Genomic DNA, 25,085 nt, shown 5'->3' with positions numbered 1-25,085 from the left:
CGAAAAGTTTTACTCACTCTTAAACGGGTATATAAAAATAACCTAATGGAATATAAGTTTAACAGAGCAGTGTTGCTATTCCTCCGGCAGCACTGTTCTTTAGTTTTCATAAAATATGTACTAATAAAGACAGTTAACAATCTTCCTCATTTTCATTGCTCCTTTTGGAACGACGATAGCATTTCGCCATAGCTATGACAATAGCATCATGCTAACACTCACTTTCTTCTAAGCAGAAGTATGTAAAAAACGGGGCTGGGACAAAACCCTTCTCTGAATTAAAAAAGCCGGTGAAGTTTTACGACAAGTAAAATTTCACCGGCTTTAAACTTTTAGATAATAAAATAAGGACAACTTCTGTTAAAATTGAGTCACCACAACAAAATCCAACAGAAAGAAGTGTCCTTATGTTTAAAGATTATAACGTGAATCAATTAGTTTTGCCTTTAGATTTAGAAGTAAAATTACAAAATAACGATATTGCTTTTTCCATCCACCATTTAGTAGAAAGTATCCCACAAGAAGCACTGGAACCATTTCTCCGAAATACAGGGTGTCCTGCCTACCACCCAAGAATGATGCTTAAAATTATCTTATGTGCTTATACGCAATCTGTCTTTTCAGGACGTAAAATCGAAGGACTACTGAAAGACAGCATTCGCATGATGTGGCTGGCTCAAGGATATGAACCAACCTACCGCACTATCAACCGTTTCCGAGTCCATCCGGAAGTGAAAGAACAATCCGCCAATGCTTTGTCCAATTCCGTTGTCGACTCGTATCAGAAGAGATTATCGATCAGGAAGCGATCTTTATTGACGGTACAAAGATTGAGGCGAATGCGAATAAATTCACATTCGTCTGGAAGAAATCGGTTGAAAAATATCATCAAGGGCTGATGACAAACAAATTGAAGCATCCGAGGACACAGCTGAGCGAAAAGCGTTGAGGAGCGAACGGAAATTCCCGAAACAAGCTAGAAAGCAATTGGCGGACCACATCGCTCGCAAACAGAAATATCAAAGGGATTTTGAAATCTTTGGCGAACGAAATAGCTATTCGAAGACAGACCCAGATGCGACATTTATGCGAATGAAAGATGATTATATGAAGAACGGCCAATTGAAAGCAGGCTATAATATCCAAATCGCAACAGAGGGTCAATACGCGCTGGCTTACAGTATCTTTCCGAACCCAACCGATACCCGTACCTTAATCCCTTTCTTGAATCAAATCGAGCAGCATTATTTTGAATTGCCGAAGCACATTGTCGCGGATGCCGGATACGGTAGTGAACAGAACTATGATGATATCCTTTCGAACCGAAAACGGGAAGCACTTATTACCTATGGGATGTATCAGAAGGAGCAGAAGAAAAAGTACAAACAAAATGAATTCCATCCAGACAACTGGCATTATAATGAAGAGAATGATACATACACTTGTCCGAACCAGCAACACCTTGTATTTAAAAATCATTCGGTGCGGACAGACAAGTCGGGGTTCACACGCGAGTTTAAGATATACGAGTGTGAAAACTGCACAGGCTGCCCATTCCGTTTATCGTGTACCAAAGCCAAGGAAGGCAACAACCGAAAATTAATGGTGAATGAGAAATGGGAACAGCAAAAAGAATATGTGAGAGCGAAGCTTTCAGAAGAGAAAACAAGTTCCATCTATCGTCAGAGAAAAATAGATGTGGAACCAGTTTTTGGATTCTTGAAGGCTAATTTGCACTTCACCCGTTTTTCTGTCCGCGGACAGTCGAAGGTTGAAAATGAAATGGGCTTAGCATTAATGGCCGTGAATTTACGGAAATTCGCGGCCAGCAGCTAAGGATTTATTGAAAAGAACAGAAAAAAAGTGAAATGGAACCGGTCCATTTCACTTTTTTCGTTTTTTGAAGCTAGTTATGTCCCAGCCTCGGCTTATTTTTATATTTTTAACCGATTTGTCTTTCCTCTTCATATATACCGGCTTGTATATTTTGTTCTTGTTTACGGCGCATTTTCTGCACATCCTGACGCAGTAAGACTGAAATTAAAAATGCGATTGAGATTAACCCAGCAAACACATAAAACACCGGGATATAGCTGTTAGTGGCTTCTTTAATTGTTGAAACTAAAATTGGGCCAAATACTCCGCCAAGCGACCATGTTGTCAATAAGTATCCATGGATAGCACCAATTTGCTTCGTTCCGAATAAATCTCCGGCAAAGGCCGGCAAATTGGAGAAACCGCCTCCATAACAGCTGACCACAAATAATATTAAAGCTTGGAACAAAAGTACATTCGTTGTATTAGGTAGCGTCAAAAATGCTGTTAATTGAATAATAAAAAAGATGACAAATACATTCGGGCGTCCAAGGTAATCGGAAGCGGCAGCCCATACCAATCTGCCTCCGCCATTAAACAGTCCCATTATTCCGACTAATGTTGCCGCACCTGCAACAGACAACCCAACAACTTCTTGCGACATCGGGGATGCAACTGAAATCATCATAATCCCCGCTGTTGTATTAATAAGCTTCATGGACCATAGCATCCAGAAGTGTTTTGTTTTCACTGCTTGTTTCGCTGTTAATTGGCGAAGATCTTGCTTTATTTTCTTTTTGCCTGACTCTACTGCTTCCTTCATGCCATCCGGAAGATAGTCTTTCGGTGGCGGAGCGATGTATGAAGCACCAAGCATCATAAAAATTATATAACCGGCGCCTAAAATAAAGTATGTGCTAGAAATTCCTACAGTCATCATTAGCTCTGCAGCGACTGGAGCAGTAATTAATGATCCGGCACCAAATCCAAGCACAGCCATTCCAGTTGCAAGCCCTCTTCGATCCGGAAACCATTTCACCAAAGTGGAAACCGGTGAAATATATCCAATACCTAGTCCTAAACCACTTAATACCCCATAAGTCAACCAATACAGAGGCAATGAATCTACTAATACCGCTACCCCAGAACCGACTTGTCCTAAACCGAATAACACAGCAGCAAGCGTTGCCGACTTCCTCGGTCCATTCTTTTCAACAAAACTACCAAACAAAGCTGCAGAAGAACCAGCTAACCCCATCATAATTGTAAATGCTATTGTAACCTGTGTTCCTGTCCATCCCATCTCCTCGACTAATGGCAGCTTGTACACACTGTAAGCGTATGCACCACCGATCGAAAGATGAATGGCAATTGCCGATAAAGCGATCAACCATCTGTTTTTCATAGTACCCATCCCCTTTGAATTGTGACAATTTTTAAAAATTTCCCCTTGTAAACACAATAACACCCAACAATACGGTTAATCAAGTAAAATGTCGAACGAAATAGAGAATATTGTGTTTAAAATAGAATTTTATCGAATAAATTAGGTAATTTTATCTATTATTTATCCCTTTTAATAATTCCGACTTGACTAATGAGTATAATATGAATTAAATTAATAATAACAAAATCGGGAATTAACCATTTAAAGGGAGGAAAAGAGATGGGAGCAAATAATGGGGTTATTAATGGGGCAGAAGCATTTTTGTATGAAGGAAACGAAATCGGACTTTTATTATCGCACGGATTTATGGGAACGCCGCAAAGTGTCCGCTTCATTGGCGAAAAGCTAGCCGAATTGGGGTATACCGTTTTGGCGCCAAGATTAAAAGGACATGGAACGGATTACTATGACTTGGAGGGCTGCAAAAATGAAGATTGGTTCCATTCTTTAGAGAAAGGATATAACAAACTGAAAGACCGTTGCACAAAAGTATTTGTAATCGGGCAATCTATGGGTGGAACATTGTCTTTATGGCTGGCCAATAAAAATCCGGAAATCTCGGGCATCATCCTTATTAATGCCGCTTTATCAATTCCGACTCTTGAGCATTTTAAAAATGCGATATCTCCCAGATTTGTCAAGGAAGGCCGACCTGATATTAAGGATAAAAGTGTTCATGAAATCACATATGATAAAGCACCCCTCCTTTCAATTCAAGAATTACAGAAACTGATGAATGATACACCGGCAATTCTTCCATCTATTCATTGCCCGGTACTCGGCATTAAATCGGCCATTGATCACGTTGTTCCTCCTGCAAACACTGATTTTATATTAGCTAACGTCGCTTCAAGGATTAAACAGAGAGTCGTCTTAGAAAACTCATATCACGTTGCATCAATGGATTTTGATAAACAGGCGATTATCAATCATATTCATCAATTCACACAAACCATTCTGCAGCAAAACAAACAAGCTATTTAAACAGAAAAAACCGTTACCGGTCCTTTTGGGATGGCACATATTTACGAACTTTGCAGTCATCTTTAGATAATTCCCTTCCTAAATGCGTTACAAATCAAAAGGAGACATGCAGGAACCGAAAAGCAGAAGCGGCCCGCAAGTAAAGAACAGCTACTAAGGACGCTACATCCGCATATCTTCGTCGCTGTGACTCTCATCGTGAGAACCCCACACGAGAAACCCGACTTTGGTTTCTTTTGGGAGATAGGTAAAAGGAATAGCGCGCCACGTCCGCATGTCTTCGCCGATATGACCAACATCCTTTAGGCCTCCGAGCATGGCAGGTATAAAATTAGACAACAATTTAATCTTGCACTTATACTTTTTAATAGAAAAAAACTTGGAGATGGGAATCTCCAAGTCTTTTATTTAAGCAGATTTTTCGGCAGTTTGCACTTCATGGTCCGGTACACGCCATAATATGACTGCCCCGGCAACAAACAAGATAATTAAACTAAAAACGCCGCTGCTTGTATCCCCGGTTATTTGTGCTGTCGCCCCGACCAGTACCGGACCGGCAATTGCCGCAAACTTCCCGAATATATTATAAAACCCGAAAAACTCATTGGACGATTCTTTCGGAACAAGTTTAGCAAAATACGAACGGCTCAATGCCTGTATCCCTCCTTGGACGGTCCCAACAAGCATCGCAATAATCCAAAAATCCAAACTCGTTTTCATGAAATAGGCGTAAATACATATGATAATATACACAATAATGCCGACCATAATCATTTTTTTAGCGGTAAAGCGTTCACCGAGTTTACCGAACCATACAGCACATGGGGCTGCTATAATTTGCGTCATAAACAGCACAAGCAAAAGCGTTGTTGAATCGATACCCATATCCGAACCAAAGGCTGTCGCCATCGTAAAAATTGTATGAACCCCATCGATATAAAAGAAATAGGCTAACAAGAATAAAAATAACGCACGATACGCTTTAATATTTTTCAAAGTTTCATACAGTCTTTTAAAGCTCATTCGAATCGGATTCGGAACACGCTCAATATAATATTTTTGCTCAACATTTTTCAACATAGGAATTGTGAACAGCCCCCACCAGAGAGCTGTAATCACAAAAGCAAGCTGGCTTGCCGTCGGAACCGCTAAAGGAATAATTTTTTGCTGCGCCAGCATAATGATTGCGATACATAGGACAAAAGGAATAGCGCTCCCTATGTAACCGAGAGCATATCCATTTGCTGAAATACGATTCATACGGTCCTCTTTTGCGACATCCACTAAAAAGGCATCATAAAAAATATTAGCGCCGGCAAAACCGACGGATGTGAAAACAAAAATGCCAAGCAGCAATAGCCATTGATCATACGGAACCAACGCCAATACGAAGGTGAAAACAATACCCAGTCCGGCGAAAAACACAAAGAAACGCTTTTTAAAGCCTTTAAAGTCCGCAATCGTTCCTAACAAAGGCGCTAAAACAGACACCAGTAAGGTTGCGATTGAGTTTGCATATCCCCAATATGCTGTTGAGGTAGATGCCGCTATTCCCGCCTCTGTTGCCGCCGCTTTAAAGTAAAGAGGAAAAATTGCTGTTACTACGACAATTGAATAGGCGGAATTGGCCCAATCATAAAAAACCCAGCCTTTTTCTGCTTTTGACATTTTCACCATCTAAAGACCTCCAATAGTATCAGTTTCCGTTTCCAGCAACGGATAAATAACCTCACCATCTGTCTCTCCAAGATCCAAACCTAACAAGCTAGCTAACGTCGGACCGATATCCACTAACTTCATTGAAGGTAATGTTACACCTTGGCGAATTCCCTTGCCTGCCGCCATAAAAAACGTCTTATAATTTGGTTTATCCAGCGAATATCCATGACAGGCCAGCATATACTTTTTATTGCTCTGCACATCTTCACGGGTTACGTGCTTTATATACGATCCTTCATAGTCCTCAATAAAGTAAAAGCCTTCAGAAGCTTCAATCATAAAAGCACATTGCGAATCCGCTCCCCGTTTGCCGGCCTGTTCTCCTGTAATGTATTGCTCGATGCCGCTTTCAGGGTCGTTCACTAAATGCTGCAGCATCTGCTCGACGGTATGGACCGTCTCTTCGTCATGTTGATCGTTTAAATATATGTATGCCGAGCCGTCACATGTTTTGCAATACGCTTTCCAAGCGGTCAGTTTTCCTTTTCTATTGACGTCTATTAAACCTTTCTCGCGCAGCCGTACATTTAAACTGACTGCTTTATTCACATCCAAAGCAGTATGATCGCCTAATATTACAATTGCTGTCTCCTCGTATAAACCGCATTCTTCCAAAGTCCCGATAATTTTTCCAAGTCGGACATCATGGCGATGAATAGCCTGTTTAGCCTCCTCAGAATACGCGCCGAAATGATGACGCTTCGTATCCAAGTCGGTAAAATGAGCCATTAAAACATTTGGTCGCTTCGTTTTAATCGTATGAATGGTCGACTCTAAAATGAAATCATCAAGCTCCGGCTGATTCAGCCCATTTCGAATATGTCCGAAACGTTGATTCAGCTCCCACTGATAACCCGGTGTTCCACTAAATAAAGAGACCATAATTTGATTTTGCCACGGTCGGTTTGCGAAAATCTCTGGCAAATTGTATTTAATACCCTTCGCTCTTCCAGTGACCGGCCATAAAAGAGCAGCAACTGTCATATTCGCCCTGCTCGCTTCATCATACAGTGTTGTTCCTTTAATAGCACTTCTGAACCAATTCCAATCTGGCGAAGCTACTCCAGGTTGCAGCAATGTATTATTAATGATTCCATGCTTAATTGGATAATTGCCTGTAACAATCGTCGTATGGCAAGGATAGGTCAACGACGGATAAATCGTTTCGACATTTTGCACATAAGCCCCTTCGCAGAATATCCGCTGGAAATTCGGCAAAGTATGAATCAGTTCATAATCATTTGCTGCTAAGCAATCAAATGAGATGATAACTAAGTTTTTTGTTAGCGCTCTCAAAAATACCCTCCTTCAAGTAAATACCTTACATTATTTCTTATATTTTACTATACGCGAGGTTATTCATTAGTGGATTTATTTATTTGTAACAAAAACTAAACATTCTTCACCCAATCATTCTCCTGTCTTCATAGCATAGAAGCCATAATCCAAAAGTCGTGCGGAATCTTGCCAAATCGCTTCCTCAGTAGATTTGAAAATGATAGAAATGATCGTTTTCCCGTCTACAGTAGCAGACGAAATAAGACATCTACCAGCTTCATTTGTAAAGCCCGTCTTTATGCCATCCGCTCCCTCGTAATAAAACGATGAATCCCGTTGCAATAGTAAGTTTGTATTATTAAAGGTTACATTTTGGTCACTGTATTGATCTTGCTTAACAATCTCTTTGAACACTTCATTATTCATAGCCTCTCTAACAATAAGCCTCATATCAGACGCAGTTGTATAATGGTTGTGGTCGTGCAAGCCGCTCGGATTTACAAAATGTGTATCTGTAGCTCCTAATTCTTTTGCTTTAGCATTCATTAAACTGACAAAGTGAGCAATTGCTTCCTTATTACTGGCTGATTCAGCTCCGGACTCCAATTTTGCAATATAAACAGCAATTGTTCTCGCAGCATCATTTCCCGACGGCAGCATTAATGCTGAAAGCAATTGCCGAAGTGTATATGTTTGATTTTGCTGCAAAAAAGCAGAGCTCTCTCCCTCTACTTCCCTCTTCACTTCTTCGCCAACTGTAATTTCATCATCTAGATTTCCGAACTCAAGAGCGACTATCGCTGTCATTATTTTTGTTGTACTTGCTGGATAGACTCGAGCATTTTCATTTTTCGAATATAACATTTTGCCATTTTCTTGATTAAATACGATAGCCGTTTCTCCAATAATTCCGCTATTGCTATGACGTTTTTCCATGTCATTTATTTCCCGCGACTGGACAAACAAGTAAACGAGCGACACTAGCGCTAAAAGAATAAATAATTTCCGTTTCATTTCCATGCTCCCTTTTAAATGAATTAATTAAAGATTAAATCATTTATCTTAAGAGTAAGGGATGATAATTCTTAAGATTTCATTAATTTACAGAGCAATGATTGAGCGGTCCGCTCCCCTTGCCTAAATCCAATTGAGCCTTCAATGCATCCGTCAAATATTGCTTCGCCAATAAAATACTCTCTTTCATATCATGTCCAGCTGCCAACTGACAGGCAATTGCTGAAGAAAGCGTGCAACCTGTTCCATGAGTGTTTGGATTATGAATGCGCATGCCACTAAACCACGTCGCTACTCCTTGATGATAGAGCAAATCATCCGCTGAATGCTCAAGATGTCCTCCTTTTAGCAAAATGTAGCCTTCATATTGCTCTGATAATTTCTCCGCCGCTTCTTGCATATCCTGCTTCGTTTTAATAGAAAGATTTGTGATGCATTCCGCCTCCGGAATATTTGGAGTAATAATCGTCGCGAGTGGCAGCAGTTTGGTCATTAAAGCATCCATCGCATCATTATTAAGCAATCGGCTTCCACTCGTTGAGATCATCACCGGATCGACGACAATATTTTGCGGTTTATACTGTTTTAGTTTCTCAGCAATCATCTCAATGATCGTCGCTGATGAAACCATGCCTATCTTGACACTATCGGGAAAAATATCTTGCATAATGCAATCCAATTGCAGACCGACAAATTCAGGCGTCGCTTCCTTTACACCATACACACCTGTCGTATTTTGCGCTGTTAACGCTGTAATTGCTGTCATGCCATACATTTTATGAGCAGCAATTGTTTTCAAATCCGCCTGAATTCCAGCTCCTCCACTGCAATCAGACCCGGCTATACTCAATACTTTTTTCATAATGACACCTCGTAAAAATCATTAATATATAAATCTGCTATTCTTTTCATTTCCTCTTGATCATCCTGTGCCGACTCATCGTATACACCGATTGTAAAAAAGCCTGCTGTTTTTGCTGTTTCAACTGCATGCAGTGCATCCTCGAACACCGCGACTTCATGAGGCTGTGCTCCCCATCTCTCGGCAACCTTCAGAAATATGACCGGGTTATCTTTCCCGATTCCTGCTTGTGAACATGTCACAATAAAATCAAAACAGTCTAATATTCCCAGCCGTTGCAAAGCAGCTTCTGCATGCTCATATTCAGATGCCGTCACAATGCACATCCGTATATGACGATCATTCAACCTCTTTAAATAATCGCGCACGAACGGCTTTAAAGAAACGTAGTCCGTATATTGTTTTTCCACGACTGCTTTAATTCCAGCTATAATCTCAGCATCCGATAAAGAAAGATGAAATTGCTGTTTTAAGTAGTTTGCTGCCTGTTCCAAACTCATCGCTTTTAATTGTTCATAAAGATCTTTAGGGGCTTCAATTCCCTTTTCCTTTAAAAATAAGGCACCAGCTTCTTTCCATATATACATTGAATCCAGCAATGTACCGTCCAAATCAAAGATCACGTACTTTCTCATACATTTACCATTTGTTTAGACAGCTTTGTAAATCTTTTTGCTGCTTCCTTAATGTCGTTCTGGGCAAATAATGCAGAAATAACAGCAACCCCAGCGATTCCGCTCCCGCTTAACAGAGATACATTTTGTTCTGTTATACCTCCAATAGCAACGACCGGTATAGAGACGGCTTCACAAATTTGCTTTAAGGTTTCAAATGATACTCTCTCCGCATCCTGTTTTGTTGATGTCGGAAACATTGCGCCAACCCCTAAATAGTCTGCTCCTGCTTGTTCAGCTGCCATTGCCTGCTCAACTGTTTGCGCTGACACTCCTAAAATTTTGTATGGCCCTATTAATGACCGTACAGAATGAACAGGCAAATCGTCTTGTCCGATATGCACACCATCCGCATCGCAAGCAATGGCAATGTCCACTTGATCATTAATAACAAAGGGGATATTGTAGCAATCTGTTACTTTTTTCACTTGAATGGCTTCTGTCAGAAAATCATCATAGTGTAACTGTTTTTCGCGCAATTGGATAAAAGTTGCACCTCCGATAATGGCTTCTTCCACTTGTCGCGCGACTGTCTGGCCATTTAACCACTTACGGTCAGTTACCGCATAAACTAATAAAGACTCTCGGTTAATTCTCAATTTTCATCCCCGCTTTCAACGTTGTTTCATTCATCTTGTTCATACAATCAATTAAGTATGTCCTGAATGTTGCTGTTCCTCCATCTGTAGCAACCATCTTATGGTAGGCAAGTTCTCCGCATAACCCCATTGCCACAACAGCAGCAACAGTACTTTGCATAACTCGTTCATGATTGGCACCGCAATAAGCTCCAATGACTGCTGTCAGCATGCATCCTGAACCTGTTATTTGCGCCATCATTTCATGTCCATTCTTAATAAAAAATACATCTTTGTGATCGGTTACTATATCTGTCGCCCCTGTTATAACAACGACAGCGCCCGTCTTTTTGCTTACATTTCTTGCTAGAGCAACTGCAGCCTCCCTACTAGTCGCTGTCACGACATCGGCGTCTGCGGCATCAACACCTTTTGTATCACCGTTTCCATGCGCAAGCGTTTTTATTTCAGATATATTCCCTCTTATCACCGAGAACTTCACTTCATTCAGCAAACGGAAAACCGTATCCGTCCGTAATGTAGATGCTCCAGCACCGACAGGATCAAGAATAACCGGACGCCCTAATTGATTGGCAACCTTACCTGCCTTAATCATCGATTCAATCGTTCTAGCATTTAAAGTGCCGATATTAATGACCAAGCTATCGCATATTGAAGCTATTTCCTCAACCTCCGCTTCATCATCCGCCATAATGGGAGATGCTCCGCAAGCTAACACAATATTAGCGCAATCATTAACAGTCACATAATTCGTTATATGATGCACCAACGGTCGTTTCTCTTTTACATTACGCATAATCTCTTCAATCATCATTCCATTCCTCCTTAGAAAACCGTTACCGGTCCTTTTTTAACATGATAATGCTACTTCGATTTACTTCGTTGAAAAAAGAGCCATGCGGGAACCGAAATGCGGAAGCGGCCCGTTCAGCCCCGACCTGCATAAGACGAATCACGTAGGAAATTGTAAAATTTCTGGAGTGATTTGGCTTATGACCTCGAGGGGCTGGCCGCTGCAGCTAGACAAACTCTAATAAGGAACAGCGACTAAGAACGCTACGTCCTGTAGCAACGTCGCTGTGACTCTCATCGTGAGAGCCCCGAACGAGAAACCGATTTTGGTTTCTTGGGCGGGATGGCTTAGGCCCGAGCATGGCAGGTATAAGGTTAGACACCGATCGAAGTTCAGAATTATATACTTTTTATCTTTCTAGAAAAACCGTTACCGGTCCTTTTGTAGAGCACTTACTAAAGAATTGACAGTCAGCTCCAGATAATTACCTTCTTAAATATGTCGCAACTTCTAACAGAATAAAAAATGCGGTATACCTAATAAGGGCATACCGCATCCATTTCTACATCATCCCTACGTTGGCATTATCCATACAGGTTCAAGGGTCAAAGCTACATTTCGCTTACTCTCAGCCTGCTTGTGCAAGCCCCCCTTTTGCTTTATTCAATTTTTTATTCATTGTACCATAACCAGATTGGGTTGCAATAATTGTTTATATTTTCATCGCAGCCGGCTGACTTTTGTCATTTTTATAGAAAATTTGCAGGGCAATTAATACAGCAAAGATTCCTAAACCGATTGCATCCGACATTCCTTCCGGATACATCATTAGCAATCCTGCAATAATCGCAACAATTCGCTCATACCAGAAAACTTTTCTGAACCAATGCCCAATCAGCCCTGCCCCGATTGCAATCATTCCACAGAAGGCAGTCATAACTACCCAAGCTATTTCAGGTATGCTTGCATCAATCATTAACAGCTCCGGTGAGAAAACAAACATGTACGGAATGATAAAGGCGGCAACCGCCAGTTTTGCTGAAATAACTCCGGTTCGGATCGGTTCTCCTCCCGAAACTCCTGCTGCTGCAAAGGCAGCCAACGCAACAGGTGGCGTAATATCGGCAATAATACCGAAATAAAAAACAAACAAATGTGCAGATAATTCCGGTACCCCCATCAAAATAACCGCAGGGGCCGCAATTGTTGAAGTAATAACATAGTTGGCCGTTGTCGGAGAACCCATTCCGAGTATGATACTGGCAATCATCGTAAAGAGCAACGTCAAGAATAACAGCATCTCCGGATGAGTCGTTATTGCTTTGGCAATGGAAACAAGACTATTAGCCATCTTTAAACCTAAGCCGGTTTTTGTGACCACCCCGACGATAATCCCGGCACAAGCAGTTGCCACAGCGACTGGAATCGCTGTACGCGCCCCATCCGCCAACGCATCAATAAAGTCGCGTAGACTCATTCTTGTATCTTTACGGATTGAGCTAACCACCACTGTAATTGCAATAGCTATTAAAGCCGCACGCATAACCGAAAAATTTGCCATTAGCAAAATAATGATTGCTAAAATCGGAAACAATAAATGAATTTTTGATAAAACTTCTTTTTTTGAAGGGATTTCATCATCACTTAAGCCTTTTAAACCAAGCCGTTTCGCTTCAAAATGCGTCATAATCCAAATACCTGTAAAGTAGAGGATTGCCGGAATAGCAGCTGCTTTTGCAATATCCCAATATGTAATACCTCCGCCAATAAACTCAACCATTAAAAACGCTGCCGCACCCATAATTGGTGGCATTAATTGTCCACCTGTTGAAGAGGCGGCTTCTACTGCGCCCGCAAAGTTTTTATTGTAGCCAAGTCGCTTCATCATAGGAATCGTAAATGAACCGGACGTTACAACATTAGCTACCGAGCTCCCGCTAACTGTTCCTTGCAGCGCACTGGAAAAAATAGCAACCTTCGCTGGTCCTCCTACTCTCTTGCCGGCTATAAGTGCAGCTAAATCATTAAAATATGCACCGACACCCGTTTTAACTAAAAATGCTCCGAATAATAGGAAAACAAAAATAAAAGTCGAAGATACACCCAATGGCGTCCCTAATATCCCTTCAGTCGTAAAGAACATAGTCTGAACAAGTCTTTCAAGCGATAACCCGCGATGCGCAATAAAATCCGGCATGTACGGACCATATATGGCGTAGACAATAAACAAGACCGCAATAATTGTAATCGGTAACCCGACTGTTCTTCTCGTTGCCTCTAAAACTAACAAAATAGCCATTAAACCGATCATATAGTCAACTTCGGTCACGGTACCAGGACGCATAACTATCTCTTCCATCATTAATGGCCAATAAGAACCTACCACTACACCAAGTATGGCGAGAATAATATCATACCAAGCAACTTTCCCTTTCTTTAGCATCGATTTTCGGGCCGGGAATAAAAGAAACGCAAGACCGAGCGCAAAGCCTAGATGGACAGATCGTTGCAGCTGGGCCATTAATGGCTTATCAATGGCTGTATATAATTGAAATAATGAAAAAGCGATCAATCCACCAAAAACAAGCCAACCCATAAATCCTTTAAGCTTTCTCGTTGCCGCTTCCGGGTCGTACTTTTCTATTAATGCCTGTTGCTCTTCCTGAGAAAGAGTTTTATCCTTAAAATCTGTCAAAGATGTTCACTCCTTTCATTTGTTCCCACATATTTAATTTGGAATATTTTATTCTCAAAACACTGCCCGGAGATGTAAACGAAGTCATAGCAAGAGCTTTTTCTTCAAATAATAATTGGTGATTGGCAGAAACCTCCCCTACTCGCAGCACTATTTCAGGGAAAGTACGATTCATATTCTTTATGTAATATTTGCCGTTCTCTTGTACAAATCTTTCATTTCCTTCCGCATGAGAAGGCATCCCAATTGCAAAATCTTCATACATTAATTCAATCTGCCGAATTTCGTCTTCATCTGTTAATTCATATGTTTCCTCAACGATTGAAAGATGAATAGAATGTGTGTATTGAATTGAAAATGAATGACTTTTATCAAGCGGCAAAAAAGCGATTCGTTCTTTTGTTCTCGCATCGTAAAAAGAGAGCGTCTCCTTTGAAGGAATGAAAGATATATATAAAGCGATACATATAAAGAAAATCATAAGAGAGAGTTTTTTTAACATCATCCCCAATTCCTTCATTCAAAAAGTAAAGAAAAGGCTAGCTCAGCAAACTTCTACTGCTAAGCTAGCATTGTTTCTAATTATTTAACGCCTTGCTCGTCAAAGTACTTCTTAGCGCCTGGATGGACATCAATTCCAACACCATTCAAAGCATTTTGGACATCGATTAATTTACCTTTAGCATGTGCTGCCGATACTTTATCAAGGTTTTCGAAGATTGATTTAGTAATCTCATAAACAAGGTCTTCATCTAACTCATCACTTGCAACTAACATCGCCTGTACAGCAACAGTAGGCACAGCGTTTTCAAGTTTGTACGTTCCAGCAGGAATTTCTTCCTTTGCATAGTAAGGATATTTTTCAATTAGTTGTGATATCTTATCTTCTGCTATAGGTAGAATTACAACGTCCGTTGTTGCCGATAAGCCTTCTACTGAGCCAGTAGGTGTGCCGGCTGTTATAAATGCAGCATCGATAGTTCCAGATTGAATACCGTCTGTTGATTCGTCAAAGGAGAGGTTTTGAGGTTTGATATCGTCCATTGTCATTCCATGCACTTCTAATATTTGCTCAGCATTCGCAAATGTACCTGAACCCGGGGCACCGACCGATACTGTTTTCCCTTTCAAGTCTTCGATGGAAGCAATGCCTGATTTTTTAGTTGTGACAATCTGAATTGTTTCTGGATAGAGAGCAGCAATTGCTTTAATATTCGTTATTTTTTGGTCGAACATTAATTTCCCTTCCGTAGCGTATGAAGCAATATCTGTTTGTGTAAAAGCGAGGTCTGCATCCCCTGAGCTGATAGCCTGCATATTTTCAGCTGATGCTCCTGAGGATTGCGCTGTTGTTTCAGCATTTGTATTATCTGAAATGATTTGAGCAAAAGCTCCTCCTAGTGGATAGTATGTACCACCCGTTCCGCCGGTGACGAGATTCAAAAACGCCTTCTCAGCTTTTGGTTCTTCTTTTTCGGTTTCTTTCTCATCATCCGTCGTATCGCTGGAGCCGCTGTCTTCGTTTCCGCCGCAGGCTGCTATAAAGACAACCATAGACAGCATTAATAGAAACAGCATAAAAAGTTTTCGTTGTTTCATCCAATCCCTCCATATAAAAAAATTCTCAATTCTATTAAATAATAACACATTTTGTTATATTTTTGTAAAAATAGTAAAAAAATCACTATTTTTACAAATTATAAACCATCCCTTTTTTGACCTCTCCCATAAATAAAGAGAGGCAATTGAACCGTATGGCGAATAGCGCTCCCGGTAGCTTTCAAATTGCTTTTTCGTTAAGTTATCCAGCCCGTACAGCTGCATAATGCCTTTACGGATTCCAAGGTCGCCATAACTTACGATATCGGGCCTCTGCAAAGAAAAAATCAGCAGCATCTCTGCCGTCCAAACACCGACCCCATGCAAGGAGGATAGCTGTTTAATCACTTCTTCATCAGGCAAAAGTTCTAATTCTTTCAGATTAATATGGCCTTGAATGACTGCTTCAGCACAACTTTTTATATAGCCGGCTTTTCGATTCGACATGCCGCAAGCTTGAATGTCTTCGATAGATAAACCAGCGACCGCTTGCGGCGTGATGTCCGGTATCTTACCCAAAAGCCTGTTCCGAATTGTAGTCGCCGCTTTTGTTGATATTTGCTGACTGATAATGCTATAGATTAATGCTGTAAACAGATTTGGCGTAACTTCCCGTTCAATCATTCCGACACTGTCAATATAAGCACCAAGCAAAGGATCCTGCTTTTTTAAATAGTCCCGTTCTTTTTCTCCATACTTAAAAATCTCCATGTTTTTTCTCCAATGATAATAAATATTCTTTTACTTCCAGTCCGCCCGCGTAACCCGTCAATTTGCCGTTTTTGCCGATTACTCTATGGCATGGTATAAAAATCGGCAAAGGATTGCGGTTATTGGCTAACCCAACTGCCCGAACCGCTTTCGGGTTATTAATCTTTTCAGCAATATCTTGATAGCATCTCGTTTCACCATACGGGATATTTTTAAGTTCATTCCATACGAGCTGCATAAATGGCGTACCTTCGTGCGACAACGGAAGATTAAATTGTTGAATTTCGCCGGCAAAATACGCCTTCAATTGCTTCCCTGCTTCTTTTAGAAGAGGCGTTTCTTCCACGTTTCTGTCCAGAGGGATTTCCTCATTTGAAAAATATACTTTTGTGATAGTCTTGCCGTCCTCCTCGATAGCCAGTTTTCCGATTTCCGTTTCATAAAAATAAATGCTGTTCATGTTTACACCGCCCCTGCGAAAAATATATTATATACATATTATAACAGTTGCAGGTAAACTAAAAACAGAGCTGAAACAGTCACCGAGTGACCATCTGAAGCTCTGTTTCAAAATACTATTCAATTAAACTTCGTAATGACATTAAAGCCGTATGTTTTATAGTTGCTCATATCATTTAAAACATCCGATACATTATCTAATGAAATTTCACGCGACACGAGCGACTTCGGATTAAGTTTTCCTTGGGCAATCATCGCGAGAAGTCCGTTGTAATCAGAGCGCGGATTACCTAAGCTTCCGACAACCTCTAGCTCCTTCGCTGTAATGACATCAACCGGTAACCCGACGAAACCGCTTTCATTACTTGTCGTCAAACCGATTTGCACATGACGACCGCCCTTACGCAAACTAAGAACCGAGTTTAAGATTGTCTCCTGAATACCAAGCGCCTCGATGGATGCATGCGCACCACCTTTTGTGATTTCCATAATCGCTTCAACCACATTATCTTTTCTGGCATTCACACCGATGACTGCCCCTTCTGCCATCGCCTTGTCCAGTTTGGCATCATCGACATCGACAGCAATGACTTGTGCGCCTACCGCGTTGGCAACCTGAATGGCTGATAAACCGACACCCCCCGCACCGTGCACGACAATCCAGTTTCCAGGTCTGACATTGCTTCGGATGACGCCATGATAGCCGGTCATATAACGGCAGCCAATCGCTGCTGCTGTTAATGCATCTACTTCATCCGGAAGCGGCACAAGGTTGAAGTCGCCATTTGGAACCTTTACATATTCCGCATATGCGCCATCATAGCTAAAGCCAAAGATTTGCAGATTATCGCAACGGTTGGAATGACCGCTTAAGCAATTGGAACAATGGGTGCATCCTTCATGGAAAGGTGTCGTTACACGGTCTCCCGGGCGGAAGTTTTTTACTTCTTTTCCTACTTCCTCTACTACGCCGCCAAGCTCATGACCTGGAATAATCGGCAATACTGGGCTCAATCCAATCCACGCCCAATCGCCCATCCAGGCATGCCAATCGCTTCGGCATACACCGCTTGCTTCTACTTTGACAATCACATCATGCGGTCCAGGTGTCGGGTCAGGCACATTCCCTATTCTTAACGGCTTTCTTTGCTCAATGATTTGTGCAGCTCGCATATATTCTCCTCCTCAAAACGAATTATTCTTTCCTTATAACGATATTCGCGGTAAGTATCATACATGAGCATTAATTGGACAAAACTAATAAGTGATTCTCTTCGCAAAAACTCCCTTTGACCATACATAACATATGTACTATACTCATAACAGTTCAATTATCGAAAAACACACTCTTGCAATCCAAGGGTGATTTTTATGCGTTTTAATATAGGGAGAAACAGATGAATTACGACCAACTTCAACACGAAAAAATACTGGAAACGAGCATCCTCGCCGGCAAAATTATGCTGCAAAGCGGAGCTGAAACGAGCCGGGTCGAAGATACAATGGAAAGAATTATTCGCAATGCTTTACATAAACCGGACAGCACCGAAGCTTATACATACGTAACGGTAAACGGGATTTTTGCAAAAATCACAGGCAGTCAAACAAGCTTTGCTCGCATAGACCAACGCGATTTCGATTTAAATAAAGTAACCATCGTCAATCAACTGTCACGTTCTTTTGCTGAAGGCACAATCAAACTATCGGAGATGCAAGAAGTGCTGCAGGAACTTGAAAAAGAGTCTGCTTCAATTCCAAGATGGCTGAAAGTGTTATGCACGGCTGGTTTAAGCGGCAGCATCATGCTCATTTTTGGCGGAAGCTATATTGATTTGCCAGCAACTATGATTGCCGGTGTTACGGCTTATATGATATTTCTATTCATTTGGAATAAATTAAAGCTTCCATTCCTTTCCGAATATATCGGCACACTTATTGGCGGTACAATCGGATATTTTTTAACGGCTCAATTCGGGGATAATATTGATCTCGTTATGATTGGAGCTGTTGTTCCGCTTGTTCCCGGTATCCTTATTACGAATTCAATCCGCGATATGATGGCCCGGCATTATTTATCCGGATTAATCCGCTTTATTGAGGGTATTTTTACAGCTGGTGCGCTCGGAGCCGGCATCGCGACCGTTTATTATCTTTTTATCATTTAGGAGTACAACATATGTTTGGGACAATTTTAATACATGTAGTTTTCAGCTTTATTTCTTCTATTACATTCGGTGTTTTATGCAATGTGCCGCGACGCTCTTTAATAGCAGGCGGGATTGTCGGCATGATCGGCTGGATGGGCTATTGGGGGCTTTCGAGCAATGGCGTGGGTGTCTTCTTATCGAGCCTTTGCTGTTCGCTGTTGCTTGCTTATGCCGGGCAAGTTTGTGCACATCTCTTTAAAAAGCCGCTTACGGTTTTCTTTGTTCCCGGACTTGTACCTGTCGTACCGGGAATTACTTTCTATGAAGCTTTTAAAAAGCTGCTGTTAAATGAATATGAGCAATCATTTTATGTTTTCCTCGATGTTGCCTACTGCGCCGTCGGCATTACATGCGGCTTAGTAATTGCCTCGATTATTTTCCGATTCACTGTCGCTCCGCTCTTTCGTATGCAAAATAAACTTTCAATTTGTAAGAAAGCCGGCTGACTAGATAAACCGCTACCGGTCCTTTTTCATTTTTGAATCTGCTACTTGATTTTACTTCAATAAAAAAGGAGACATGCGAAAGCGACCTGTAAGTAGGTCACAGCGACTATGGACGCTACGTCCGCATATCTTCGTCTCTGTGACTCTCATCCTGAGAGCCTCCGCACGAGAAACCCGAACTTGGCTTCTTGAGGGAGGCAGCTAGTAATGAACATCGGCGAAAGACGTCACGTCCTCATGCCTTCGCCGATGTGACCTACATCCTGTAGGCCTCAAGCATGGTTAGTATAAGGTTAGACAGTCATCTTCTTTCAAAACTATATACTTATCTTTTTTTTGCTGGCTTTCACATTTAATCTCCGATATTTAAAAACTTCTTCTAGGATATTAGCAAAAATGATGGTAGAATGTTTTATAGTTTAAATTTTTTAAATATTTATTATTTTTGAAATAATTGGAGTGATTTTTTATGTCAGAAATGCGCAGCAACATGATTAAGCAAGGAGTTGACCGTGCTCCTCACCGCAGCTTGCTGAGAGCGGCCGGAGTTAAAGATGAAGATTTCGGCAAGCCGTTTATAGCGGTTTGTAATTCATATATTGATATTGTTCCTGGTCACGTTCATTTACAGGAATTCGGTAAAATCGTAAAAGAAGCCATTCGTGAAGCAGGCGGTGTACCGTTTGAATTCAATACGATTGGCGTTGATGACGGTATCGCGATGGGACACATCGGCATGCGTTACTCATTGCCGAGCCGCGAAATTATTGCTGATTCAGTTGAAACAGTCGTTTCTGCACACTGGTTTGACGGTATGGTTTGTATTCCGAACTGTGACAAAATCACGCCAGGTATGATGATGGCAGCACTTCGCGTCAATATCCCGACAATTTTCGTCAGCGGCGGTCCGATGAAGGCCGGTAAAGATTCCGAGGGCAAATCGCTTTCTCTTACATCTGTATTCGAAGGCGTCGGCGCTTATCAGTCCGGTCAAATCGATGAAGCCAGATTGCAAGAAATTGAACAGGTTGCTTGTCCGACTTGCGGATCATGTTCCGGTATGTTCACAGCCAACTCAATGAACTGTTTGGCAGAAGGGTTAGGGCTGGCGCTTCCAGGCAACGGAACAATTCTAGCAGTAGCGGAGGAACGTAAAGACTTCGTTAAGCAATCCGCGAAACAATTAATGGAACTAATCAAAAAAGATATTAAACCTAGAGACATTGTAACAATTGATGCAATCGACAATGCTTTTGCATTGGATATGGCGATGGGCGGCTCAACAAATACTGTGCTTCATACATTGGCTCTAGCACACGAAGCCGGCTTTGAATACCCGATGGAACGCATTAATGAAATCGCAAAACGTGTACCTCATCTGGCAAAAATTGCTCCAGCATCAGATTATCACATTGAAGATGTGCATAATGCAGGTGGCGTCAGCGCGATTATTAATGAGTTATTGAAGAAACCAGGCGCATTCAATGGCGACTGCTTAAGCGTTTCAGGGCAAACATTGCGTGAAAATGTAGCAGGCTGTGAAATTCTTGATCATGATGTCATCCGACCTTTAGACAATCCGCATTCTGAACAAGGCGGACTTGCCGTACTATTCGGCAATTTGGCTCCTCAAGGTTCAATTGTCAAAGTTGGCGCTGTCGATAAGTCAGTAGGCGGCTATCATAGAGGCCCGGCTATTTGCTTCGAATCACAGGAAGATGCATTATCAGGCATCATTACCGGCAAAGTGAAAGAAGGCGATGTCGTCGTCATCCGTTATGAAGGTCCTAAAGGCGGTCCGGGTATGCCGGAAATGCTTGCTCCCACATCACAAATCGTCGGACGCGGACTTGGTGCAAAGGTTGGTTTAATTACAGACGGACGATTCTCGGGAGCATCTCGCGGAATCAGCATCGGACATATTTCTCCTGAAGCAGCTGAGGGCGGCCCAATCGCTTTCGTTGAAAATGGTGACATTATTGAATTGGATATGAACAACCGTACGATCCAACTGGAAATTTCCGATGAAGAGTTTGAAAAACGTAAAGCCAACTGGAAAGGCTTCGAGCCAAAAGTAAAAACCGGCTATCTTGCCCGTTATTCAAAACTAGTGACAAATGCCAGCTCAGGCGGGGTTATGAAAATTTAATAACCCGGTTTTTAAATCTCGCATTTAAATATAAATAGCCTTACATTTCAGCCCCCTTTGCTGGATGTAAGGCTATTAATTTTGGCGAACGTATAAGTATCCGGTTGGGGAATAATGTTAAGGGTGAATATATGTTTTGGAAAACTTAGAATTCCTCTGCTTTTATTTGTTTTAGGAACCATTTCCGGTATTACGCAGAAATATCCGAAGGAGCTTCTGTTAAATATCCCGTATTTCATAACAAGTACAACTTTTATCGGTCTGATCGGAATAATCTTCGCTATTTTAAAAAAAACAAAAATTAATGAGAAGAAGATTCATTTTTCAATCGGCATTGGTTTAATTTTCTTAGGTGGCCTGATTGATTATTAAATGGTTTAAGGATAATTGCTTTAGTAGTAAGTAACATAACCGGAACAAATAAGAACATACTATTAATTGGTGACTTGCACCAACTAACTTCGATGTGGAGGGATCCGATTTGAGTATTCGAGAAGGCTTAATCCCAACTGTATTAGGTTCAGCAGTGACAGCAACAGGTTACGCATTAAAACAAATAAAAGGTTCGAATAATAAAGTCGCAAACACTGTATTTGGTTTCGGCTTAGCCCATATTGTTTTAGGTGCAATCGACTTAGTGGAGCATCGTCGTTAGTTAAAAGGAGAGCATAATTTTGCTCTCCTTTTCTGTCCGCCGGGAAAGGCTTTCGTCTAACATAGATTACGGCATGGGCCGATTTTTCTCAAAAGTGGATTAGATATGAACGAAGACCGCTCACATGTTTTATTGTTCTTGGAACAGTGTGCAATCGCCAAAAAGAGGCGCCTATACAGCACCTCTTTTCCTAATCTTATGCAACCTCTTCTGTATTTCCGCTTTCTTTTTGTTTTCTTCTCCATCTTTTATGGTTAGCAGGAGATAATAATTTCTCAAGCCAACCCATGAAAAAGTCCGCGATAACCGCCATTAACGCGGTAGGAATTGCACCTGCCAAAATGACAGCTTCCCCGCCCATTATATTGGTCCCACGAATGATAATGTCACCTAACCCACCTCCGCCGATAAAAGCGCCGATAGCTGCAACACCAATCGCAATGACTAACGCATTACGCAAACCCGCCATAATGACAGATAGCGATAATGGCAATTCGACCATATAGAGCAGCTGAAATTTCGTCATACCCATCGCACGGCCGGACTCTAGAATTGGTTTTTCAACTCCTCTTATGCCTGTATATGTATTTTTGATGATTGGCAGCAGTGAGTAAAGGAATAAACTCATCACGACTGTATTCGCGCCAAGACCCATAACAAGCATCAGCACCGCCAGCATCGCCAGTGCTGGAACTGTTTGGATAATATTAGCGATTGATAACACCCATGTGCTTAATTTGCTGTGCCGGGCGATGAACACACCAATCGGAATTCCGACAATCGCAGCAAACAGAACGCCATACGCGGACATAAGGAAATGTCTCAAAAATTGATCAAGCACATATTCCGAGTTTTGAGAATAGTAAACAAACATCTCTTGCAACGTATTCATCATCGCCCCTCCTTATTCAAAGTAATTGTTTTTCTCAAGGAATTCCTTCGCTACAGTAGCAGGTTCTTTCTTTAAAACATCCGATTCATAGTTCAGTTCTGTCATTGTTTTTTCGTCAATTTTGCCGACCAATTTTTGAAGAATATCATCGAGCTCCGGATGCGCCTCCAGCACATCATCCCTTATAACCGGCGAGCAGTCATAAGGAGGGAAGAATTGCAAATTATCTTCAAGCGTCTCTAAATTAAAAGCTTTTAAACGGCCGTCTGTACTATAAGCAAGAACAACATCCATCTCGCCGCTTTTAACAGCCTGATAGACAAGACCAATTTGCATCGGAAATGCTTGGCCGAATGTAAAGCCGTATGCATTTACGAAACCATCATAACCATCACCTTTTCGGTTCAGCCATGAATTATCAACTCCAAGCTTTAAATCACCGGCAATTCTTCCTATATCAGATACTGTTTCTAAATTCTCTTTCTCTGCTAATGCTTTTGTAACTGTTAACGCATATGTATCCGCAAATCCGTATGAGTTATACCATTTTTGTTTGAACTGTTTCTCAAACTCCTCTTGAACAGTTTTTAACGCTTCGTCCGGATCGCGGATCGGATCCATACCGAGTGCACCCGACAAATCCGTTCCTGTATATCTCGCTGCAGTAATATCTACTTCTCCTTTCGTCAGCGCTTCATGCTGAACGATAGATGAGCCTAAATTCTCAACAAGCTCGACATTCAAGTCGGTATTTTGTTCAATCATCAATTTAATGATATGCCCTAAAATCGATGTTTCACTTGATGTTGTCGTAGCCACTTTTATCGTGTCTTCACCGCTTCCTCCAAGACCAGGCAAGGAGCAACCGGCTAAAACACTTAATGACAGTGCGATTAAAAACGCTTTCTTTAATCTGTTCATAATAGCCTCCTCCTTTAATTACGCCACATCTCTTTGCTGGCGGATGCCTTTCGGTGTTACGATATATTCAATTCGTTTTAAAACTAAGTCAAGCGCCAAAGCAAGCATTGTTACCGGAATGGCACCGGCAAGCACTAAGTCCGTACGGAATAAATTCAAGCCGTCAAAAATGAAATCACCAAGACCGCCACCGCCGATATAAGAAGCGAGCGTTGCCCATCCGATCAAACAAACAGCCGAAACTCTGATCCCGGCCATTATGACCGGAACAGCAAGCGGCAATTCTACAAGAAAGATGCGCTCAAGTTGCGTCATTCCCATCCCTCTTGCCCCTTCCAATAAATCCTTGTTTACACCTCTGACACCGATGTATGTATTACGTAGTATCGGCAGCATCGAGTAAAAAAACAAAGCAACGATTGCCGGAACCTTCCCTATCCCCAGCAAAGGTATAAAAAATGCCAAAATCGCCAAGCTCGGGAAAGTCTGAATGACGCTTACAATTCCAATGACAACATTCGCCACTTTCGGTATGCTTGATAGCCAAATTCCTAAAGGAACGGCTACAATAATACCGAGCAGCAAGGCCGAAAAAGAAATCATTAAATGTTCGCCTGTTTTAACGAGCAATTGCATTCCATATTCCGAGAAAAAATTAATGAGTGCATTCATAGCGGTTCCTCCTCTCTGCTAAATGCTTTCTTCCACTTCTTCATTGCCCCAAATTGATTCATAGATAGCATCTACTAAGTTTGTTCTTGTCAAAATGCCAATCAGTCGATAATTACGGTTTACAACCGGCAAGAAACGCAAGCTTTTAATCGACATTTGTCGCGCCGCATCCCTCAGCAACGTATCCTCAAATACAGAATCCACATCAGTTTTCATCAATTTATTAACTCCCTCTATAAAGTAAGGTTTTTCTTTGTTTTTCTCTGTTTTTCGTAGAATTGCTATGCCGTTTGAATCAAATAAATGTGAAATACCCGTTAGAATGAGCTGAATTTTAATCATTTTAGAAGTGGAGGGTACCTTTAAGAAGCCTTCCCTTCCTTTTTTTTGAAAGACTGGTGAAAATATATGGTCGTACCTTGGATCCCACATATTCATGGCGGCATACCCTCCCACATCTCACAGCGTCTAATGCGCATACATTCCTTCGTTCT

General features: G+C 41.4%; 24 protein-coding genes and 1 pseudogene. 7 read left to right on the top strand and 18 right to left on the bottom strand.

Annotation, left to right across the window (positions count from 1 at the left end; all coding sequences use genetic code 11):
* Positions 1 to 407 precede the first annotated feature (407 nt).
* A pseudogene (locus tag IEO70_RS17155) lies at positions 408 to 1,836 on the top strand (IS1182 family transposase).
* A 106-nt stretch (positions 1,837 to 1,942) separates the two neighbouring features.
* Here the strand turns inward: IEO70_RS17155 and IEO70_RS17150 are convergent.
* A complete protein-coding gene (locus IEO70_RS17150; RefSeq protein WP_190999600.1) occupies positions 1,943 to 3,229 on the bottom strand; it encodes an L-lactate MFS transporter in 1,287 nt (428 codons plus the stop codon).
* A gap of 252 nt (positions 3,230 to 3,481) precedes the next feature.
* Here IEO70_RS17150 and IEO70_RS17145 point away from each other — a divergent pair, with 252 nt between their 5' ends.
* On the top strand, positions 3,482 to 4,246 hold the full coding sequence (locus tag IEO70_RS17145) for an alpha/beta hydrolase (RefSeq protein WP_190999599.1): 765 nt from the start codon (positions 3,482 to 3,484) through the stop codon (positions 4,244 to 4,246).
* 408 nt (positions 4,247 to 4,654) lie between these two features.
* Here the strand turns inward: IEO70_RS17145 and IEO70_RS17140 are convergent, their stop codons facing one another.
* The 13 genes from IEO70_RS17140 to IEO70_RS17080 form a co-directional block, all read right to left on the bottom strand.
* The gene (locus tag IEO70_RS17140; protein WP_190999598.1) at positions 4,655 to 5,923 is read right to left on the bottom strand and encodes an MFS transporter; all 1,269 of its coding nucleotides are present in this window, start codon (positions 5,921 to 5,923) and stop codon (positions 4,655 to 4,657) included.
* Positions 5,924 to 7,261 (bottom strand): alkaline phosphatase family protein, encoded by a 1,338-nt coding sequence (locus IEO70_RS17135; protein WP_190999597.1) that lies wholly within the window; start codon positions 7,259 to 7,261, stop codon positions 5,924 to 5,926.
* Between the two features lie 114 nt (positions 7,262 to 7,375).
* Complete coding sequence (locus IEO70_RS17130) at positions 7,376 to 8,257, bottom strand: D-alanyl-D-alanine carboxypeptidase family protein (RefSeq protein ID WP_190999596.1); 882 nt, start codon at positions 8,255 to 8,257, stop codon at positions 7,376 to 7,378.
* Positions 8,258 to 8,339: 82 nt separating this feature from the next.
* Positions 8,340 to 9,119, bottom strand: coding sequence for a bifunctional hydroxymethylpyrimidine kinase/phosphomethylpyrimidine kinase (gene thiD / locus IEO70_RS17125; RefSeq protein WP_190999595.1), 780 nt, complete (start codon positions 9,117 to 9,119; stop codon positions 8,340 to 8,342).
* Positions 9,116 to 9,754 (bottom strand): HAD family hydrolase, encoded by a 639-nt coding sequence (locus IEO70_RS17120; RefSeq protein WP_190999594.1) that lies wholly within the window; start codon positions 9,752 to 9,754, stop codon positions 9,116 to 9,118. The genes thiD and IEO70_RS17120 overlap by 4 nt, the downstream gene beginning before the upstream one ends.
* Complete coding sequence (gene thiE, locus IEO70_RS17115) at positions 9,751 to 10,392, bottom strand: thiamine phosphate synthase (RefSeq protein WP_190999593.1); 642 nt, start codon at positions 10,390 to 10,392, stop codon at positions 9,751 to 9,753. Before thiE ends, IEO70_RS17120 begins: the two co-directional genes overlap by 4 nt.
* The gene (thiM, locus tag IEO70_RS17110) at positions 10,382 to 11,206 is read right to left on the bottom strand and encodes a hydroxyethylthiazole kinase (protein ID WP_235973647.1); all 825 of its coding nucleotides are present in this window, start codon (positions 11,204 to 11,206) and stop codon (positions 10,382 to 10,384) included. The genes thiE and thiM overlap by 11 nt, the downstream gene beginning before the upstream one ends.
* Before the next feature lie 691 nt (positions 11,207 to 11,897).
* Positions 11,898 to 13,880, bottom strand: coding sequence for a TRAP transporter permease (locus IEO70_RS17105; protein WP_235973646.1), 1,983 nt, complete (start codon positions 13,878 to 13,880; stop codon positions 11,898 to 11,900).
* The gene (locus IEO70_RS17100; RefSeq protein WP_235973645.1) at positions 13,867 to 14,385 is read right to left on the bottom strand and encodes a DUF1850 domain-containing protein; all 519 of its coding nucleotides are present in this window, start codon (positions 14,383 to 14,385) and stop codon (positions 13,867 to 13,869) included. Before IEO70_RS17100 ends, IEO70_RS17105 begins: the two co-directional genes overlap by 14 nt.
* 77 nt (positions 14,386 to 14,462) lie before the next feature.
* Positions 14,463 to 15,479: a TAXI family TRAP transporter solute-binding subunit gene (locus IEO70_RS17095; RefSeq protein ID WP_190999592.1), complete on the bottom strand. Its 1,017-nt coding sequence runs from the start codon at positions 15,477 to 15,479 to the stop codon at positions 14,463 to 14,465.
* Positions 15,480 to 15,533: 54 nt separating this feature from the next.
* Positions 15,534 to 16,190 carry a DNA-3-methyladenine glycosylase family protein gene (locus IEO70_RS17090; protein ID WP_190999591.1) on the bottom strand — a complete coding sequence of 219 codons (657 nt, stop codon included), beginning with the start codon at positions 16,188 to 16,190 and terminating at the stop codon, positions 15,534 to 15,536.
* The gene (locus tag IEO70_RS17085) at positions 16,177 to 16,650 is read right to left on the bottom strand and encodes a methylated-DNA--[protein]-cysteine S-methyltransferase (RefSeq protein ID WP_190999590.1); all 474 of its coding nucleotides are present in this window, start codon (positions 16,648 to 16,650) and stop codon (positions 16,177 to 16,179) included. The genes IEO70_RS17090 and IEO70_RS17085 overlap by 14 nt, the downstream gene beginning before the upstream one ends.
* Before the next feature lie 119 nt (positions 16,651 to 16,769).
* On the bottom strand, positions 16,770 to 17,822 hold the full coding sequence (locus IEO70_RS17080) for a zinc-dependent alcohol dehydrogenase family protein (RefSeq protein WP_190999589.1): 1,053 nt from the start codon (positions 17,820 to 17,822) through the stop codon (positions 16,770 to 16,772).
* 224 nt (positions 17,823 to 18,046) lie between these two features.
* Here IEO70_RS17080 and IEO70_RS17075 point away from each other — a divergent pair, with 224 nt between their 5' ends.
* The 5 genes from IEO70_RS17075 (at position 18,047) to IEO70_RS17055 (ending at position 22,106) form a co-directional block, all read left to right on the top strand.
* Positions 18,047 to 18,814 carry a threonine/serine exporter family protein gene (locus tag IEO70_RS17075; protein ID WP_190999588.1) on the top strand — a complete coding sequence of 256 codons (768 nt, stop codon included), beginning with the start codon at positions 18,047 to 18,049 and terminating at the stop codon, positions 18,812 to 18,814.
* 11 nt (positions 18,815 to 18,825) lie between these two features.
* On the top strand, positions 18,826 to 19,302 hold the full coding sequence (locus IEO70_RS17070) for a threonine/serine exporter family protein (RefSeq protein WP_190999587.1): 477 nt from the start codon (positions 18,826 to 18,828) through the stop codon (positions 19,300 to 19,302).
* 478 nt (positions 19,303 to 19,780) lie between these two features.
* Positions 19,781 to 21,451, top strand: a complete 1,671-nt coding sequence (ilvD, locus tag IEO70_RS17065; protein WP_206711642.1) for a dihydroxy-acid dehydratase — start codon at positions 19,781 to 19,783, stop codon at positions 21,449 to 21,451.
* 123 nt (positions 21,452 to 21,574) lie between these two features.
* A complete protein-coding gene (locus IEO70_RS17060; protein ID WP_328820959.1) occupies positions 21,575 to 21,823 on the top strand; it encodes a hypothetical protein in 249 nt (82 codons plus the stop codon).
* Positions 21,824 to 21,932: 109 nt separating this feature from the next.
* Positions 21,933 to 22,106 (top strand): asparagine synthase, encoded by a 174-nt coding sequence (locus IEO70_RS17055; RefSeq protein WP_190999584.1) that lies wholly within the window; start codon positions 21,933 to 21,935, stop codon positions 22,104 to 22,106.
* Between the two features lie 196 nt (positions 22,107 to 22,302).
* On the opposite strand, the gene IEO70_RS17050 is transcribed toward IEO70_RS17055, so the two are convergent.
* Genes IEO70_RS17050 through IEO70_RS20085 form a run of 4 tightly spaced genes read right to left on the bottom strand, consistent with a single transcriptional unit; the run spans position 22,303 to position 24,807 of the window.
* Positions 22,303 to 22,998 (bottom strand): ABC transporter permease, encoded by a 696-nt coding sequence (locus tag IEO70_RS17050; RefSeq protein ID WP_190999685.1) that lies wholly within the window; start codon positions 22,996 to 22,998, stop codon positions 22,303 to 22,305.
* 12 nt (positions 22,999 to 23,010) lie between these two features.
* On the bottom strand, positions 23,011 to 23,919 hold the full coding sequence (locus IEO70_RS17045) for an osmoprotectant ABC transporter substrate-binding protein (RefSeq protein WP_190999583.1): 909 nt from the start codon (positions 23,917 to 23,919) through the stop codon (positions 23,011 to 23,013).
* A gap of 18 nt (positions 23,920 to 23,937) precedes the next feature.
* Positions 23,938 to 24,591, bottom strand: coding sequence for an ABC transporter permease (locus IEO70_RS17040; RefSeq protein ID WP_190999582.1), 654 nt, complete (start codon positions 24,589 to 24,591; stop codon positions 23,938 to 23,940).
* Between the two features lie 18 nt (positions 24,592 to 24,609).
* A complete protein-coding gene (locus IEO70_RS20085; RefSeq protein ID WP_235973652.1) occupies positions 24,610 to 24,807 on the bottom strand; it encodes a CBS domain-containing protein in 198 nt (65 codons plus the stop codon).
* Between the last annotated feature and the right edge of the window lie 278 nt (positions 24,808 to 25,085).

This window comes from Peribacillus faecalis, assembly GCF_014712675.1.
Taxonomy (GTDB): Bacteria; Bacillota; Bacilli; order Bacillales; family DSM-1321; genus Bacillus_AD; species Bacillus_AD faecalis.
This window is presented reverse-complemented; position numbering and strand designations above follow the sequence as displayed.